The organism is uncultured Georgenia sp. (assembly GCF_937958535.1).
In the GTDB taxonomy this organism is placed as follows: Bacteria; Actinomycetota; Actinomycetes; order Actinomycetales; family Actinomycetaceae; genus Oceanitalea.
Window position 1 is genome coordinate 17,028 of the sequence record NZ_CALGNQ010000079.1, and the last position, 16,619, is coordinate 33,646.

Consider the following 16,619-nt stretch of genomic DNA (forward strand, 5'->3'; position numbering starts at 1 on the left):
GCCGAGACGAAGCCGAGACCGGCTGCCTCACCGCGCCGAGCACGGCCGAACGCGGGGTTCTCCCCGCGTTCGGCCGAGTGCTCAGGCCGGGGTGAGCACCTCCGCCTCGAGGCGGGCGTAGCTCCTCTCCATGCCGTCGACCATGCCGGTGGCGAGGATCGTGTCGCGGGTCTCGGCGTCCGGGTACGTGATGACGAGGGAGAGCAGGGTGCCGTCCGCCACGGGGGTGAGAGTCAGCTCGTTGACCGTGCTCGGGCCGTCGGTGCCGGTCATCCGCTCGGTGGTCACCTCACGGAACGGCGGGTGGATCTCGCGGACCTCGCCGGTGAACCCGAAGCGGTTCTCGCCACCCTCCTGCTCCCACTCGTAGCGGAAGGTGTCGCCGACCGCAGTGCCGATCTCGCAGACCGGCATGGTCCAGCCGTCGGGGCCCAGCATCCAGCGCCGCACGAGCTCCGGTTCATGGTGGGCGTCCCACACCCGCTGCACCGGGCCGCGGATGACCCGGCTGATGCGGACCTGCGTGTCGCTGAGGACGGTGCTCTCGGTCCCCCGGCCGGCGACGAAGGACGCGAGGTCGGCGACGACGGCGTCGATCTGGCCCATCGCCGAGCGCATCCCCTCCTCCATGCCCATCTCGATGAGCTGCTCGAGCTCCTCCAGCGAGCTGAAGTACGTCGTCGTCGTCACCCGGGAGCCGCCGTCGGTCTCGGAGAACGTGAAGACCATGCGCATGGACGGCAGGTTCTCGTCCGGCCGGCCGTCCGCCCCGACGAAGCCGTCGCGGACCTCGAAAGAGCGGCCCTCGTCGACGGCGAGGAACTCCCAGTAGCCGCCCGAGCGCTCGCCGTCGGGACCGGTCATGTAGTAGTCGGAGCGCCCGCCAGGGTGCATGTCGTGGCGGGTGAACGTGGCCGGCCAACCCTCCGGTCCCCAGAACTTCTCGATCTGGCGGGGGTCGGCGTAGGCGTCCCACAGCCGGCTGACCGGCACGGGGAAGTCGGCGACCACAGTCATGGTCAGGGCGTCGAGGTCTCTCTCGACGGTGGTGATCGGCATGTCAGTTGCCTTTCGACTGGTCTTCGGAGAGGAGGGCGTCAAGCCGGTCGATCCGGCCGCGCCACAGCTGCTCGTACTTCTCCAGCAGGGCCTGGGCCCGCCGGAGGGTGTCGGGGTTCCCCCGCACACGACGTTCACGACCGTGGGGATGTTTGGTCACCAGACCCGCTCCCTCCAGGACGGCGACGTGCTTCTGCACGGCCGCGAACGAGATGTCGTACGCGGCCGCCAGCTCCGTCACGGTCGCCTCCCCGGTGAGAGTGCGCCGGACGATGTCGCGCCGGGTGGCGTCGGCGAGAGCCCGGAAGATCCGGTCGATCTCGTCGTCGTCGAGGGCGCGAGGCTCGCGGCTACGTACAACCATTTGGTTGCACGTTACTCGGGGCGTGACCGGCACACGAGGTATTTTGTCCGGTTTCCTCTCCGCGCGGGTCAGCAGTAGCGCCGTGCCACCCGGACGGTCTGCGGACCGTACGAACCGCCGAAGATGACGGCGTGCATGACGAGCATGGTCAGCTGGTGCAGACCCACCCGCTCGCGCCAGCCGTCGGCGAGCGGTGAGACCTCCTGGTAGCCGGCGAGGATGTCGGGCAGCCGGTCGACACCGAAGAGGTCGAGCGCGGCGAGGTCGGTCTCGGCGTGGCCGCCGTGCGCCGCCGGGTCGATGAGGACGCCCTGGACGCCGCGGTCGGTGGCGGCCCAGACGACGTTGCCGCCCCACAGGTCCCCGTGCAGGCGCGCTGCCCCCTCCCCGACGAGCGCGGGCTGGTCGTGGTCGAAGTCGCCCGCGGCGAGCCGGTCGGCGACGCGCTCGAGCACCCGGGCGCCGTCGTCGTCGATCGACCCGTTGCGGAGCGCCCGCGGGATGTAGGGGCGGATCTGGTACTCGGCGTAGAACTCGCCCCACGTGTCGAAGACGGGCTCGGCGTCGTGCTCGTGCAGCGGCATCGGGCCCGAGCTGCGGAGCACCTCGCCGCTCCACCCGGGCGGGGCGCACCCGAGCGACGGCGCGCCGGCGGCGTGAGTGCGCGCCAGCCCGCGTCCGAACTCCGCTGCCGCCTCCGGCGTCGCGGCGGTGTGCGCGAGGTGGACGAGCTCGAACCAGCCCTCACCCTCCGCGACGATGTCGACGACGGGCGCCCCGCCGTCGGCCTCGGCCTCCGCCAGCCACCGCAGCCCGGCCGTCTCGAAACGCAGGACGGCGGGGTCGTCGGTCTTGTGGAAGGTGCGCATACTTAGATCGTCGCAGACAGAGCGGACCTCCTGCCGCGCCGGTGACCGGGCGGCGCGGGGCCTTCGGCCGAGGTCGTCGCACGATGCGCGGGGCCCCTTGCCAGGTCACAGACGGCGTGGACCTCCCGTCGCGCATGCCCCAGAGCGGCGTGGACCTCCCGCCGTGCGTACCACAGAGCGGCGCGGACCTCCCGCCGTGCGTACCACAGAGCGGCATGAACCTCCCGTCGGGACCTCGACGCCGCCCTCCCGCCGGACGCGGACGCGACCTGCTGCCCCGCCCTCGCGCCTCGGCCACCACGGCCACCACACAGCCGTCGCAGAGGCCGCTGACCTCTTGCCGGCCCCGTGCGCGTGGCCCTACGCTTAATTCATCGTCCGATGAATTAAGAGGTCGGCATGGATGTCGCCGTCGACGTACAAGACCTCGTGGTGACCCGCGGCGGACGGCGGGTGCTGGACGGGATCACCCTCGCGATCCGGCCGGGCGTGGTCACCGGCCTGCTCGGGCCGAGCGGGAGCGGAAAGACGACGCTCATGCGGTCGGTGGTGGGCGTCCAGGTCGTCGAGTCGGGTCAGATCACCGTGCTCGGGCGCCCTGCCGGCGCTCCGGAGCTGCGGCACCGGATCGGCTACCAGACGCAGGCGCCGAGCATCTACGACGACCTCACCGTCGCCGAGAACGTCCGCTACTTCGCGGCGCTGTACGGCGTCTCCCGGGCGGCCGCGGACGGAGTTCTCTGCGACGTCGGCCTGGCGCCGCAGGCCCGCCAGCTCGCGGGGACCCTCTCCGGCGGTCAGCGCAGCCGGGCCTCGCTCGCCTGCGCCCTGGTCGGTGCCCCGGAGCTCCTCGTCCTGGACGAGCCGACGATCGGCCAGGACCCGGTGCTGCGCGACGAGCTGTGGGCCCGCTTCCGCGGGCTGGCCGACGACGGTGTCACCGTCATCGTCTCGAGTCACGTCATGGACGAGGCCAACCGCTGCGATCGGCTCATCCTCATCCGGGAGGGTCGGATCGTCGCCGACGGCACCCCGTCGGACGTCAAGGAGCGCGCCGGGACAGATGACCTCGACGCGGCCTTCCTCACCCTCATCAGGACCGCGGAGGCGGCGTGATGTCTGCTCGTCTGCTCGCCGGGACGACCCGCCGGATCCTGCGCCAGCTGCAGCACGACCACCGCTCGGCGGCGCTCGTGCTCATCATGCCGGTCGTGCTGCTCACGCTCGTCTACTTCATGTGGGAGGACCAGCCGCAGTTCGACCGGATCGCGCTCGTCCTGCTCGGGGTCTTCCCGCTCACCATCATGTTCCTGCTGACCAACATCAGCGTGCTGCGCGAGCGGACCACCGGCACGCTCGAGCGGCTCTTCACCACCCCGATCAACAAGCTCGACGTGCTCTTCGCCTACGGTGCCGCCTTCGGGCTGGCGGCGGCACTCCAAGCTGCGGTCGCGGGAGCGTACGCGCACTGGGTGCTCGGGATGGCGGCCCCCGGTGGCCTCGGGCTGGTCATCCTCATCGCTTTCGCGAACGCGTTGCTCGGCGTCTCGCTGGGGCTGCTGTGCAGTGCGTTCGCCCGGACCGAGTTCCAGGCCGCCCAGTTCATGCCCCTGGTGATCCTGCCCCAGCTGCTGCTGTGCGGGCTGTTCGTCCCGCGGGCACAGATGGCGAGCTGGCTGGAAGCGCTGTCTGCCCTCATGCCGATGTCGTACGCGGTGGAGGCGCTCATGGAGGTGGGCACGAACGCGGAGCCGACCGGGACGATGTGGCGCGACCTCGCCGTGGTCGCCTGCGTGACTGTGGCGGCGCTGGTGCTGGGGGCGCTCACCCTGCGGCGGCGGACGCCGTGACCGAGACGCGACGACAGCGCGGACGGCGCCCGGGGCGGCAGAACACCCGGGAGGCGGTGCTGCAGGCGGCGCGGTTGGCCTTCGCCGAGGCGGGGTACGACCGCGCCTCGGTGCGGCAGATCGCTGCCGCCGCGGGCGTCGACACGGCGCTGGTGCACCACTACTTCGGCACCAAGGAACAGCTGTTCCAGGCCGCGGTCGAGTTCCCGGTCGACCTGCCCACGACCCTCGCCCGGGTCGCCGACGGACCGGTCGGCGGCCTCGGACAGCGGCTCGTGGACACCTTCCTCGAGGCGTGGGAGCACCCGGTGAGCGGACCGGCACTGGAGGCGCTGATCCGGGGGGCGCTGGCCCACCGGGTCTACGGCCGCCTGATCCGGGAGTTCTTCGCGGTGCACATCGTGCGGTCCGTGGGCGTGCGACTCGAGGGCGTGGTACCCGCCGACGAGGTGCCCATCAGGGCGAACTTCGTCGCGAGCCAGCTCTTCGGCCTGGCGGTGGTGCGCTATCTCCTGCGGTTCGAGCCGATGGCCTCCCTCCCCCGCGACGCCGTCGCTACCACCGTGGCGCCGACGATCCAGCGGTACCTCACCGAGGAGATCGACGCCGTCCAGTGAGTGGCACGCGCGCCCCAAGGCCCCCGCTCCGATCTGGGAGATTCGGTTCGCTCTCGCCTTCGCCGGTGTCGGGCGTTCAGTTCGCTCGCCTCCTCCGATACCAGGCGCCCTTTCCATTGGGTTCGGGGCCGTTTCCGCCGCACCAGCTCCACCCACCGCCCCCCGACCCGCCCAACCCGCCCGCTCACCCCGCACCCCATCAGCAACCCCCGACAGCCCCCTCGCCGCCACACTGCCCACCTCCCTCGGCGCCCTCACAAGCCCACCCGGCTCGAACATGTGTTCGACTACAAGACCATCGTGACACACCCCACCGACATCGGGCCGCTGTCGACAGCACCGTCGGCCCGCGGAAGACTGTCCGCACCCGCACGGAGGTGGATGATGACCCGTCTGGTCTACTTCGAGTTCCCGTCGAGCGGCCCCTTCGGCGAGCAGGCTGCTGCCGCCTACGGCGACCTCGCCGCCGACATCTCCGCCGACGAGGGGCTCGTCTGGAAGGTCTGGACCGAGAACCCCGAGGCCGGTACCGCCGGCGGTGTCTACCTCTTCGAGGACGCGGAGTCGGCTGAGCGGTACATCGCGAAGCACACGGCACGCCTCGCCGGGTTCGGCATCACCGACATCATCGTCAAGGAGTTCGACGTCAACCGCGAGCTCTCGGACACCACCCACGCCCCGCTCCGCAGGCGATGAGGGCAAATCCCGTGGACACCGCACCGGCCTCGGGCACCATGCCCGCATGACACCTGACTGGTACGTGCGCCCCTCGGCCCGGCACTGGGTCGACCCGAGTCCCTCCCCACCGGCCGTCCGCGACTTCCACCGCAGCCTGCCCGACTACGCCCCCACTCCCCTCGTCGACCTGCCCGCGCTGGCCGACGAGCTCGGTGTCGGGTCGGTGTGGGTCAAGGACGAGTCGAGCCGGCTGGGACTGCCCGCGTTCAAGATCCTCGGGGCCTCGTGGGCGAGCGCCCGCGCCGTCGCCGAGCGCACCCGCGCCGCGAACCGCACCGGGGCCTCCGCGCTCGACCTGGACATGCTGCGCACCGCCGCCGCGGGCAGCGGACTGCGCCTCGTCACCGCGACCGACGGCAACCACGGCCGCGCCGTCGCCCACATGGCCCGGCTCCTCGGTCTGGCCGCGAGCATCTTCGTCCCCGCGGTCATGTCCCCCACCACGGCGGCGGCCATCGCCTCCGAGGGCGCCGACGTCGTGCGCATCGACTCCCACTACGACGACGCCGTCGCCGCAGCCGCCCGGTTCGCCGCGGACCACCCGGCCCGCGTCCTGGTCCAGGACACCGCCTGGGAGGGGTATGAGGACGTGCCCGGGTGGATCGTCCAGGGCTACGACACGCTCCTCCAGGAGGTCGACGAGCAGCTCGGCCGGGCCCCCGACCTCGTCGCCGTCCCCACCGGGGTCGGCTCGCTGGCCCAGGCCGTCGTCTCCCAGTACCGCAGGACGGACGCACCCCACCCGAGCGTCCTGTCCGTCGAGCCCGACACCGCCGCCTGCGCCCTCGCCGGCCTCGTCGCCGGCGAACCGGTGACCGTCGCTACCGGCAGCACCGTCATGGCCGGCCTCAACTGCGGCACCCTCTCCTCCCTCGCCTGGCCGGTGCTGCGGGACGGCTGCGACGCCGCGGTGGCAGTGACCGACGACGACGCTCTCCGCGCAGTCGAGGACCTCGCCACGCTCGGCGTCTCCTCAGGCCCCTCGGGGGCGGCCACGCTGGCCGGCGTCCGCAAGGCACTGGGCGAAGCGGAGAGACGCGAGGCACTCGACCTGGACGGCTCCTCGGTCGTCGTGCTGCTCAGCACCGAGGCCCGGCACTGACCCCGACTCACCGCTGCCGACTGAGCTCCGGGTCGTGGAGGTGGCACGCCGCCCGCGCACCCGCGACGTCCAGGGGCCCGGGGTCCAGGCCCGGCGCGAAGTGCACCGTGACGGCGTCCGCGCCGGTCTCCACCCGCTCCACCCCTCGCCAGAGCGGCTCGCCCGGGTCGTCCGCCCGGGCCTGCTCGAGCACCGCTGCCAGCTCGTCCGCCGAGCGTCCGGCAGGTGGGGAGAGGCGCACCTCCGTCACCCCCGGCCGGACGTCGACCAGACTGCGCACGAGCGGCCGCTCGGCCCGCATGAGCTCCTCGCCGCGCTCGGTCCACCGCCGCTCGAACAGGGCGCGCAGGTCGCGCCCCTCCCAGCCGCACGGCCGGAACGCGACGGGACAGCGGGGATGGAAGGCGCACCCGTGCGGCGGCGCGGCGGCGTCGGGGATCTCCCCACGGGGCAGGTCCCGGGGGACGGAGCGGGAAGGGTCCGGGTCGGGCACCGCCCCGAGCAGCGCCCGGGTGTATGGGTGCTTGGGGGCGGCGAAGATCTCCTCGGTGGGGCCGATCTCGACGATGCGGCCGAGGTACATGATCGCCACCCGGTCGCAGAAGAACTTCGCCGTCGCCAGGTCGTGGGTGATGTAGACGTAGGTGAGGTCGAGGTCGCGCCGCAGTCCGAGCATGAGCTCGAGGATCTTGGCGCGCACACTCATGTCGAGCATGGAGATCGGCTCGTCCGCCACGAGGAGCTCCGGGCCGCAGATGATCGCCCGGGCGATCACCGCCCGCTGCTTCTGCCCACCGGACAGCTCGGCGGGGAGCTTGTCGAGGAACTGCTCCGCGGGGAGGAGTCCGGTGCGCTCCAAGGCCTCGACCACCCGCTCCCGCTCGGCCTCCCGGTCCGCCACCAGTCCCTGGATCCGCAGCGGGTGCCCGATGGCGGTGCGCAGGTCCATCGTCGGGTTGAGCGCAGCGTGCGGGTCCTGGAACACCATCTGCAGGCGCCGCCGCAGCGTGCGCAGCTCCCGCTCCCGCAGCGTCGCGAGGTCGAGGTCGCGGTACCGGATCTCCCCGGACGTCGGTCGCACGAGCCCCAGGAGCGCACGCCCGAGCGTCGACTTCCCGCTCCCGGACTCCCCGACCAGACCGAGCACCTCCCCCTTGCGCAGGGTGAGGTCGACGCCGTCGACGGCGCGCACCCGCCGCCCGCCGGCGCCGAGGAGCCGCATGAGGGCGTTCGCCCGCAGCTCGAAGTGCACGTGGAGGTCGCGCACCTCCATGAGGGTCTCGCCGGCACGGCCCACCTCCCGGCCCACCCGGTCATGCCTCGTCCGCAACCGGCACCTCCTCCGTCACGAGCGGCTCCCGCCCGCCCTCCGGGACCAGTTCCTCAGGCCCGTGCAACCAGCACTCCACCGCCTGGTCGCCGCGGTGCACCGGCCGGGGGAACCGCTCCGCGCACACCCGCATCGCCTGCGGGCAGCGGGGGTGGAACCGGCAGCCGGCCGGCGGGTCGACGAGGTCGGGCGGTGCGCCGGGGATGTAGTGCAGGCCCGTCGTCCGCAGCGAGATCGTCGAACGGAGCAGCTCGCGCGTGTAGGGGTGCTTCGGGGCGGCGAAGACGTCGTGCACCGGCCCCTGCTCCACGATGCGCCCCGCGTACATGACGGCGACGCGGTCACAGGCCTCCGCGACGATGCCGAGGTTGTGCGTGATGAAGAGCAGGGAGGTGTCGAAGCTGCGCCGCAGGTCCGCGAGGATGGAGATGATCTGCGCCTCGACCAGGACGTCCAGCGCGGTGGTCGGCTCGTCGGCGACGATGAACGCCGGCCGCAGGACCAGCGCGAGCGCCATCATGATGCGCTGCCGCATCCCTCCGGAGAACTCGTGCGGGTAGGCCCGGAACCGTGTCGGTGGGATCCCCATGGCCCGCAGCGCCTCGATGCTGCGGCCGTGCAGCTCCTCCCGGCTCAGGCCGGGCTCGTGGCCGGCCAGCGCCTCGACGAAGTGGTCGGAGATCCGCATGAGCGGGTCGAGCCGGGTCAGCGGCTCCTGGAAGATCATGCCGAGCCGCGGTCCGCGCAGCCGCTGCAGCTCCCGCGGCGGGGTCTGCAGCAGGTTGCGCCCGTCGAAGCGCACCTCGCCGCTCACCGCCGCGCCGCGGGGCAGCAGCCCGAGCACCCCGCGCCCGAGCGTCGTCTTCCCGCAGCCGGACTCCCCGACCAGCCCGAGCGTCTCCCCCGGGCCGACGTCGAAGGAGACGCCGTCCACCGCCCGCACCGGGCCACGTTCCGTCCCGTACCAGACGCGCAGGTCCGATACCGACAGCACCGGGTCGCTCATCCGTCCCTCCCGCCGTCCGGGTCGGCGGGGCCCCGCGCCGACCGCCGCCGCACCGGCCGGGAGACGGCAGACCGCAGCGAGGGCGGCACGTCCTGCGGCATGCGCACCTGGAGCAGCCGCCGCACCCGCACCGCCGGGTTGAGCGCCTCGTTCAGCCCCTCGCCCATGAGCGTCATCCCCATGACGAGGACGACGATGGCGAGTCCGGGGAACAGCCCGGTCCACCAGATCCCGGTGCCGGTGTCGGCGACGGCGCGCTGGAGGTCGTAACCCCACTCGGCGGCCTCGGTGGGCTGGATGCCGTAGCCGAGGAAGCCCAGCCCGGCGAGCGTGAGGATGGCGTCGGCGGCGTTGAGAGTGGCGATGACCGGCACGCTCTGGACGACGTTGGCCAGGAGGTAGCGGAACATGATCGTCACCGGGCGGGCACCCATCGCCCGCGCGGCCTCGACGTAGGTCTGCTCCTTGGCGCTCACCGTGGCGGCGCGCACCACCCGGAAGTACTGCGGCACGTAGACCGCGGTGATGGCGAGCGCCGCCGTCGCCGTCCCGCCGCCGATGTGCTCGGTGAGGAGGAAGGCGATGACGATGGCGAGGAGCGGCGCGGGCAGGGCGAACAGGGCATCCATGACCATGACGAGCACCCGGTCCACCCACCGCCCGACGTACCCGGCGACCAGCCCGAGGAGCACCCCGACCGCGACGGCGAAGACGAGCGCGAGGACGACGACCAGGACGGCGGTACGTGCGCCCCACACCACGCGGCTGAAGACATCGAAACCCTGGGTGGAGGTGCCGAACCAGTGCTCGGCCCCCCGGGGGGACGTGGTTGGCGAAGCGCACGCCGTCGGCGCCGGCCACCTGCGCATGGCCGAAGGGGGCGAGGAGCGGGGCGGCGAGCGCGACGAGGACCATGAGACCGGCGAGCACGGTGCCGGTGACGAGCATGAGGCGCCCCACGCCGTGGGACTGCCGGTAGGGCCGGGCCAGGCCGCGCAGCACCCGCCGCACCGGGCCGCCGGCGCGCGCGTGGCCGCGCCCGGGCGGGGGCAGGGGCACCGCCTCGCCGGCCATCAGTACCGCACCCTCGGGTCGATCATCGCGTTGACGATGTCGATGAGCAACGACGCCGTGACGACGGCGAGGGCGAAGAGGGTGATGATGCCCTGCACCGCGACGTAGTCCCGTGCGTCGAGGTAGCGCACCAGCTGGCTGCCGATGCCGTTCCAGTTGAAGGTCTCCTCGGTGAGGATCGCCCCACCGAGGAGGAGCGCGACCTGCAGGCCGAGGATGGTCACGAAGGGGACCATGGCGTTCTTGAACGCGTGCCGCACCACCACCCGCGGCTCGGGCACGCCGCGGGCGCGGGCCGCCTCGACGTAGTCGCTGCGCAGCGTCTGGATGAGGTTGACCCGGATGATCCGGATGAAGATGCCGGTGAGCAGCAGCCCCAGGGTCAGGGCCGGCAGCACGAGGTGCTCCAGCCCGTTGCGGAAGGCGGCGGTGTTGCCGTCGAGCAGTGCGTCGACGAGGAAGATGTTCGTCCGCGGTGGCACGGTGGCCAGCACCACCGGTGAGGCCTGTGAGCTCGACGGCAGCCAGCCCAGGGAGCGGGCGAGGAGGAGCTGGAGGAGCAGCCCGAGGAAGAACACCGGTGCGGCGTACGTGAGGATTCCGAAGACCCGGAGCACGGCGTCCAGGGCCGTGTCGCGGAACCGGCCGGCGAGCAGGCCGAGGGGCACCGACAGGCCGAGCGCGACGAGGAACGCCGCGACGGTGAGCGTGAGCGTCGCCCCGCCGTTGACGGCAAGGATCTGGGTGACCGGCCGGTTGTCGATGATGGTCGTGCCCAGGTCGAGGCGCAGCACGCCACCGAGGTACTCGGCGTACTGCACGAGGAGCGGCCGGTCGTAGCCGGCGGCCTCGCGCAGCGCCTGCAGCTCCTCGGGGGTGCGCTGTCCTCCGAGCGCCACGCTCACCGGGTCGCCCGGGGCCACCCGCATGAGGACGAAGACGATGGTGAGGATGACGAGGACCTGGGGGACGAAGAGCAGCACCCGGGTGAGAAGGTAGGCGCGCAGCGACCCGGTGCTCCCGCCGGCCAAACCCGCCCCCCTTACTCCGCCGTCCCGCTGACGACGTCGTAGTAGAAGATGAACGACGGGTCGAGCGTCTCCTCCACACCGGTGACCCCCTCGCGCACCGCGGCGATCTGGTCACGCTGCCACAGCTGGATGATCGGGGCCTCCTCGGCGACGATCCGGGAGGCCTCCTCGAAGGCGGCGACGCGGTTGGCCTCCTCGGTGTCGGTGAGGATGGTGTCGATGAGCTCGTCCATCTCCGGGTTGGAGTACCCGTTGTTGACGATGTTCTGCGAGGCGTAGAACGGGACGATGTAGTTCGACGCGTCCGGGTGGTCGGGGAACCAGCCCAGGTCGAAGGCGTCCATGCTCTGGTCGGAGAACGTCTCGGCGTACTGTGCCCAGGAGAGCTGCTCGAGTGTGACGTCGAACAGGCCGGTCTCCTCCAGCTGGCGCTCGATCTCGCCGTACATGTCGCCGATCTCCTCGCCGTAGCGGTCGGGCATCCACCACAGGTCGAAGGCGACCGCCGGCGTCCTCGAGCAGCTGGGCCGCGGCCTCGGGGTCGGGGTCGCCGTAGCGTTCCTGGAACGACGGCACGTGCCCCGCCAGCCCGGCCGGGATGGGTCCGTAGAGCGGGGTGACGGTGTCGCGGTACACCGCGGAGGCGATGGTCTCGCGGTCGATGATCTGGGCGACGGCCTGTCGGACGGCGACCTCGTCGAACGGCGGTCGGCCGGCCTGGAGGACGAGGTAGTTGATCTCGGTGCCCTCGCCGACGACAACCTCCACGCCGCGCTCGGCACCGTTGTTCCGCAGGTCCTCGATATCGGTGACGGCCAGGCTCCGGTAGGCGATCATGACCTCGCCCTCCTCGATCGCCTGCTTGAGCGTCGACTCGGACTGGTAGAACTACAGGATCACGCCGCTGTTGCGGACCTCGCGGTCACCGGCGTAGCTCTCGTTGACGCCCAGCCGGATCTGCTGCGTGGCGTCGAAGGACTCCACCGTGTACGGACCGGAGCCGATGACCTGGTCGTTCGGCTGCAACGCGTCCGCCGGGTAGGACATCGGGACGATCGCGGCGGCGGCCGTGGTGAGGATGTAGGGGAAGGTGGCGTCCGGATCTGCCAGGTGGAAGGTCACGGTGAGCTCGTCCGGCGTCTCCACCTCCTCGATCCCGGAGAGCAGCTGCCAGCCGTTCGACTGGTGCTGGATGGCCAGCTGCCGCTCGACGGAGTGCCTGACGTTCTCAGCGGTCAGCGGCGAGCCGTCGGAGAAGGTGAGCCCGTCGCGCAGGGTGCAGGTGTAGGTGACGTCGTCCTCCCAGTCGCAGGACTCCGCGGCGTCCGGCTGCGGGTCGGTCTCGCCGAGGGGCACCGCCAGCAGCCGCTGGTAGGTGTTGTAGACGATGTTCCACGAGGGCTTGTCGTAGGAGCCCGCGGGGTCGATGTTGGTCACCGTGTCGGTGGTGCCGACGACCACCGGCAGGGCGGTGTCGCCGCCGGTGGGCGACTCGGTGTCGGGGTCACCTCCGTCGCCGTCCCCGCCGTTCCCGGAGCAGGCGGCGAGGAGGAGTGCCCCCGTGACCGCGAGCGCCGCTGCCGTTGTCGACCTACGCCCACGCATTGTGTTCCCCGATGTGTGCGTCCGGTTCGTGAGCGGCGCCGGTGGCTGTGACGTGCGCCACGCCCCGGCTACCTCGGAGGCTACGTCCACCGGGTGCGTGACCGTGGCGGTTTGCGCGGCCGATTCGCCCAGGCGGTCAGCGCAGGGGGTCGAAGGGGGTGAGCTCCGGCGGGGTACGCCCGGTGGTCAGCGTCTCCGCGACGAGCCGGCCGGTGACCGGGCCGAGCGCGATCCCCCACATGCCGTGCCCGCCGGCGACGTGCACCCGACGTGACGTCGTGGGTCCGATGAGGGGCAGCCCGTCGGGGGTGCAGGGCCGCGACCCGACCCACTCGTCGCGGCGGTCGGAGAAGTCGGCGCCGCGGAACATGGGCCGGGCGGCGTCGACGATCGCCTGGATGCGGCGCGGGTCCAGCGGCGCGTCCGGACGGCGGAACTCCATCATCCCGGCGACCTGGAGCCGGTCGCCGAGCGGCGTGCAGGCCACCCGCTGCGCGGGCAGGTACACCGGGCCGGCGGGCAGGTGCTCGACCGGGATGTTGAAGCTGTAGCCGCGTCCGGCCTGGACGAGCGTGCGCACCCCGAACGGCCGGGCGAGCTCGCCGAGCCACGTGCCGTTGGCGAGGACGACGGCGTCGAAGCGGCCGACGTCGCCGGCGGTGCCGAGCAGCCGGACGCCGTCGGGACGGTCCACCACGCGGGTGACCGGGGTCCTCTCCCGGATCTGCCCACCGCGCTCGCGCACCGCGTCGGCCAGCCGCTGGACGAAGACCCGCGGGTTGATGAAACGCTGCCCGTGGAGGACGACGGCGGCCCCGACCTCCTCGGAGAGCGCGGGCTCGAGGCGGCGCGCCTCCTCGCCCGTGAGGAGGTCGAGCTCGACATCCTGCCCCGCCTCGGCGACGTGCTGGAGCTCCTCGACGAGCACCCGGCGTTCCTCCTCGCGGCGGTAGGCGGCGAGGAACGGCTCCGCGGCGTAGGTCTCACCGGTGACCCCGCCGTCGCGGAGGGCGTCGAACGCGGCGAGGGACAGGCGGTTGACCGGGGCCAGAGCCCGCATCGACCGGCGCCACCGGCGGGCGGTGCTGTGCCGCGCGAAGGACACCGCGAACCGCACGAGGTCCAGCTGCAGGGTGGGCGGCACGTACACCGGTGACGCCGGGCTGAGCACCGCCCGGATCCCGTACTCGAGCACCGCGGGGTCGGGCAGCGGGGTGCTCAGGCTCGGCGTCAGCCAGCCCGCGTTGCCGCGGGACGAGCCCGCCGCCACCCCCTCCCGGTCGACGACGGTGACCTCGACGCCCCGGTCCTGGAGGAACCAGGCGGTGGACAGCCCGACCATGCCGGCACCGACGACGGCGACGCGCCGCGGCGCCGAGTACGTGCTCCTCAACGTCCCCCTCCGATGCTCTGCGTCACTGCCCTGGGGCCGCGCAGCAGGCGCCCCGTCGTCACCTTCTCACACGGGCGGGTGGACCGGTGGGCGGGATGGGTGGAGGCGGCGTCCCGGTCGAAGGCCACGGCGAGGTGCTCACTGTCCTCCAGGGCGATCATCACGAGCGCCACGGGCTCACCGGCCGGCTCCGCCGTGCGCAGCACCTCGCGGGCACGCGGGTCGAAGCTCACCCGGGTGCGCAGGCCGGTCATGGGATCGTAGCCGAAGCGCTCGGTCTCCCCGGAGGTGCGCGTCGTGGGCCCGGACGCCGACCATGGCGTAGGAGGCGACGAGCACGAGGGCGAGCACGACAAGGGTCGTGGGAGCGGTGCCGACGAGCTCGGTGAACGCGCGCGACCGCGGGCCTGCCCCGAGGAAGATCGCGGTGCGCAGGAGGTAGAACCCCGCTGCGACGAGGAGGGTACCGCTGAGGAGGACGCCGAGGCGGTGGGCCCGCAGCCGACCTCGCAGGCCGGCGATACCGCCGAGGCCGGCACCCGCGGCCGTGCCGAGGAGCACGGCCGGGCCACCGGCCCACTCCCCACCCTCCGGCCCCGGCACCAGGGCGGCGCCCAGCGTCAGGACCACGGCGGCGGCGGTGACACCGAGGAGCGGGCGGCGGCCGTCGTCGGCCCGGATCCCGTTCCACATGGCGAAGGTCGTGCCGACGGAGGAGGCGTTACCCACCGCGACGAACCACCAGAGGTTCGGGCTCCACGCCGCGGCGAAGTAGCACAGGCCGGTGCTGATGGCCGCCGCGAAGGCGAGGGTCCAGATGTGGTCGACCGCGGAGCGTCCCCGGCTCGCGACCTCGAGCACGAAGACCGCCGTGACGACGGAGACGACGCCGATGGTGACGACGCGACGAGCGTGGTGAACGCGAGCGAGAACGGCAACTGCCGACCCAGGACGGCGAAGCGGCGGGACGCGGAGCCCTCGGCCGCCGACGTGTGAGGCACGTCACCGAGCGTAGGACCGCCACCCCGCTCCCGCCGTCCAGGCGGCTCCCGTAGCCAGGGGGACCGGCCCGGCAGCTCCCGTGGCCATGCGGGGACCGGCCCGGCGGGGGCTGCTGCCCAGGCATAGCCCTCTCCCGACGTCCAGCCCGGTGCCGTCTCCCCTCACTCGCCCCATCCCGTCGATCGGTCGGAGAACGTCCGTTCACGGTTCGGCAGGGAACGTTCACTGACCGATCGATGAGGCAGGACGGCGGGCGGCGGGAGGTGGCGGTGGCCGGCGGGAGGTGGCGGCAGCCGGCGGGCGGTAGCGGCGGCCGGCGGGCGGTAGCGGCAGCCGACGGCCGACAGTCAGCGCGTGGGGGCGCCGATGAGCTCGTCGACCCACTCGGGGACGAGCTCGGCGGCCGGGCCCGTGCGCACCTCGTCGAAGACATGGGCGACCTCGCTCGGCTCGAGGTTGAGCTCGAGGGTGCTCGCCCCGCTGCTCGCGGCGAGCGCGACGTAACCGGCCGCGGGGTAGACCGAGCCGGAGGTCCCGACCGAGACGAAGAGGTCGCAGCTGCTCACCGCGTCGGCGATCCGGTCCAGCTCGTAGGGCACCTCACCGAACCACACGACGTCGGGGCGCAGCGCCCGCTCGCCGCACGCCGGGCAGGGCGGGGCATCGACGAGGTCGTCGTCCCACGCGGGTCGGTGGTGGCAGGCCTGGCAGCGGGCCCGGCGCAGCTCCCCGTGCATGTGGACCACTCGCTGGGAGCCGGCGCGCTCGTGGAGGTCGTCGACGTTCTGGGTGACGACGAGCAGGTCGTCCTCGATCGCCGCCTCCAGCCGCGCCAGCGCGCGGTGCGCCGCATTGGGCCTCGCCTCCCGGACGGCGCGGCGGCGCGCGTCGTAGAAGCGCTGCACGAGCTCCGGATCGCGCGCGAAGCCCTCGGGGGTGGCGACGTCCGCGACGTCGTGCCCCTCCCACAGCCCGCCGGAGTCGCGGAAGGTCCGCACGCCCGACTCGGCGGAGATCCCGGCACCGGTGAGGACGACCACTCGCATGGCCCCATTCTGCGACACCTCGCGGCCACCCCGGCCTCCCCGCCGGCGGCTCGGCCGGCGTCCGGGTCTCCGTCGAGCCCGGACCGACGCGAGCGCGGCGGTCGCGCGTCATGTCTCGGCCCGCGGACGCCGGTTTGACACCGAGCCGATGACCTGTGCCACAGTGCGACGTGCAACGCGTGCTCCGGGGTCGGTGAAACTCCGAGCCGGCGGTGACAGTCCGCGACCCGCACACCTCACGGTGTGCGGTGGACCTGGTGGAACTCCAGGACCGACGGTGAAAGTCCGGATGGGAGGCAGCACGTGACCGCGTCGCCGTCGTCGGCGACGCGGTCGTTCCGACGCTCCCGCACGTCCCCGGTCCGCACGACGTGGAGGGAGGGACGTTGGACGAGGTCGCCGAGGACCGGGAACGGCTGGCCCGCGCGCTGGAACGGGCCGTCGTGCTGGCCACCCGCGGCCCGCACCGCGGCGGCAACCCCTCGTCGTCGACAACCGCATCCACGTCGTGCCGCCGTGCGTCATCACCGCCC

Annotated in this window: 17 protein-coding genes, 1 pseudogene and 1 riboswitch; of the genes and pseudogenes, 5 read left to right on the forward strand and 13 right to left on the reverse strand. The window is 72.7% G+C overall.

What is annotated here, in order from left to right; genetic code table 11:
• Window positions 1-81: 81 nt before the first annotated feature.
• The 3 genes from Q0195_RS04660 to Q0195_RS04670 form a co-directional block, all read right to left on the reverse strand.
• A complete protein-coding gene (locus Q0195_RS04660) occupies window positions 82-1,059 on the reverse strand; it encodes an SRPBCC family protein (RefSeq protein WP_299275243.1) in 978 nt (325 codons plus the stop codon).
• Window position 1,060: 1 nt separating this feature from the next.
• The gene (locus Q0195_RS04665) at window positions 1,061-1,423 is read right to left on the reverse strand and encodes a metalloregulator ArsR/SmtB family transcription factor (protein ID WP_299275245.1); all 363 of its coding nucleotides are present in this window, start codon (window positions 1,421-1,423) and stop codon (window positions 1,061-1,063) included.
• 68 nt (window positions 1,424-1,491) lie between these two features.
• Window positions 1,492-2,292, reverse strand: coding sequence for a fructosamine kinase family protein (locus Q0195_RS04670; RefSeq protein ID WP_299275248.1), 801 nt, complete (start codon window positions 2,290-2,292; stop codon window positions 1,492-1,494).
• Between the two features lie 399 nt (window positions 2,293-2,691).
• Between Q0195_RS04670 and Q0195_RS04675 the strand changes: the two genes are divergently transcribed.
• The 5 genes from Q0195_RS04675 (at window position 2,692) to Q0195_RS04695 (ending at window position 6,599) form a co-directional block, all read left to right on the forward strand.
• Entirely contained in the window at window positions 2,692-3,408 is a 717-nt protein-coding gene (locus Q0195_RS04675; RefSeq protein ID WP_299275251.1) for an ABC transporter ATP-binding protein, read from the forward strand.
• The gene (locus Q0195_RS04680) at window positions 3,408-4,142 is read left to right on the forward strand and encodes an ABC transporter permease (protein ID WP_299275254.1); all 735 of its coding nucleotides are present in this window, start codon (window positions 3,408-3,410) and stop codon (window positions 4,140-4,142) included. The genes Q0195_RS04675 and Q0195_RS04680 overlap by 1 nt, the downstream gene beginning before the upstream one ends.
• Window positions 4,139-4,759 carry a TetR family transcriptional regulator gene (locus tag Q0195_RS04685; RefSeq protein WP_299275256.1) on the forward strand — a complete coding sequence of 207 codons (621 nt, stop codon included), beginning with the start codon at window positions 4,139-4,141 and terminating at the stop codon, window positions 4,757-4,759. Before Q0195_RS04680 ends, Q0195_RS04685 begins: the two co-directional genes overlap by 4 nt.
• A gap of 381 nt (window positions 4,760-5,140) precedes the next feature.
• Window positions 5,141-5,455: a monooxygenase gene (locus Q0195_RS04690; protein WP_299275259.1), complete on the forward strand. Its 315-nt coding sequence runs from the start codon at window positions 5,141-5,143 to the stop codon at window positions 5,453-5,455.
• A gap of 46 nt (window positions 5,456-5,501) precedes the next feature.
• Entirely contained in the window at window positions 5,502-6,599 is a 1,098-nt protein-coding gene (locus Q0195_RS04695; protein WP_299275262.1) for a diaminopropionate ammonia-lyase, read from the forward strand.
• Between the two features lie 7 nt (window positions 6,600-6,606).
• On the opposite strand, the gene Q0195_RS04700 is transcribed toward Q0195_RS04695, so the two are convergent.
• The 10 genes and pseudogenes from Q0195_RS04700 to Q0195_RS04745 all read right to left on the reverse strand — a co-directional run bounded on the left by Q0195_RS04700 (window position 6,607) and on the right by Q0195_RS04745 (window position 16,086).
• Window positions 6,607-7,929 carry an ABC transporter ATP-binding protein gene (locus tag Q0195_RS04700; protein ID WP_299275264.1) on the reverse strand — a complete coding sequence of 441 codons (1,323 nt, stop codon included), beginning with the start codon at window positions 7,927-7,929 and terminating at the stop codon, window positions 6,607-6,609.
• Entirely contained in the window at window positions 7,913-8,935 is a 1,023-nt protein-coding gene (locus Q0195_RS04705) for an ABC transporter ATP-binding protein (RefSeq protein ID WP_299275267.1), read from the reverse strand. The genes Q0195_RS04700 and Q0195_RS04705 overlap by 17 nt, the downstream gene beginning before the upstream one ends.
• On the reverse strand, window positions 8,932-9,696 hold the full coding sequence (locus tag Q0195_RS04710; RefSeq protein ID WP_299275270.1) for an ABC transporter permease: 765 nt from the start codon (window positions 9,694-9,696) through the stop codon (window positions 8,932-8,934). The genes Q0195_RS04705 and Q0195_RS04710 overlap by 4 nt, the downstream gene beginning before the upstream one ends.
• A 312-nt stretch (window positions 9,697-10,008) precedes the next feature.
• Window positions 10,009-11,040 (reverse strand): ABC transporter permease, encoded by a 1,032-nt coding sequence (locus Q0195_RS04715; RefSeq protein ID WP_299275273.1) that lies wholly within the window; start codon window positions 11,038-11,040, stop codon window positions 10,009-10,011.
• Between the two features lie 11 nt (window positions 11,041-11,051).
• The gene (locus Q0195_RS04720) at window positions 11,052-11,522 is read right to left on the reverse strand and encodes a hypothetical protein (protein ID WP_299275287.1); all 471 of its coding nucleotides are present in this window, start codon (window positions 11,520-11,522) and stop codon (window positions 11,052-11,054) included.
• Between the two features lie 34 nt (window positions 11,523-11,556).
• Window positions 11,557-12,645 (reverse strand): annotated as a pseudogene (locus Q0195_RS04725) (ABC transporter substrate-binding protein); the annotation flags it as partial.
• Between the two features lie 136 nt (window positions 12,646-12,781).
• Window positions 12,782-14,038, reverse strand: a complete 1,257-nt coding sequence (locus Q0195_RS04730) for an FAD-dependent oxidoreductase (RefSeq protein ID WP_299275276.1) — start codon at window positions 14,036-14,038, stop codon at window positions 12,782-12,784.
• Window positions 14,035-14,211, reverse strand: a complete 177-nt coding sequence (locus Q0195_RS04735; protein WP_299275279.1) for a hypothetical protein — start codon at window positions 14,209-14,211, stop codon at window positions 14,035-14,037. Before Q0195_RS04735 ends, Q0195_RS04730 begins: the two co-directional genes overlap by 4 nt.
• A 4-nt stretch (window positions 14,212-14,215) precedes the next feature.
• Window positions 14,216-14,899, reverse strand: a complete 684-nt coding sequence (locus tag Q0195_RS04740; RefSeq protein ID WP_299275281.1) for a hypothetical protein — start codon at window positions 14,897-14,899, stop codon at window positions 14,216-14,218.
• Between the two features lie 488 nt (window positions 14,900-15,387).
• The gene (locus Q0195_RS04745; RefSeq protein ID WP_299275283.1) at window positions 15,388-16,086 is read right to left on the reverse strand and encodes an NAD-dependent deacylase; all 699 of its coding nucleotides are present in this window, start codon (window positions 16,084-16,086) and stop codon (window positions 15,388-15,390) included.
• 175 nt (window positions 16,087-16,261) lie between these two features.
• A riboswitch (FMN riboswitch) is annotated at window positions 16,262-16,393 on the forward strand.
• Window positions 16,394-16,619: the final 226 nt, after the last annotated feature.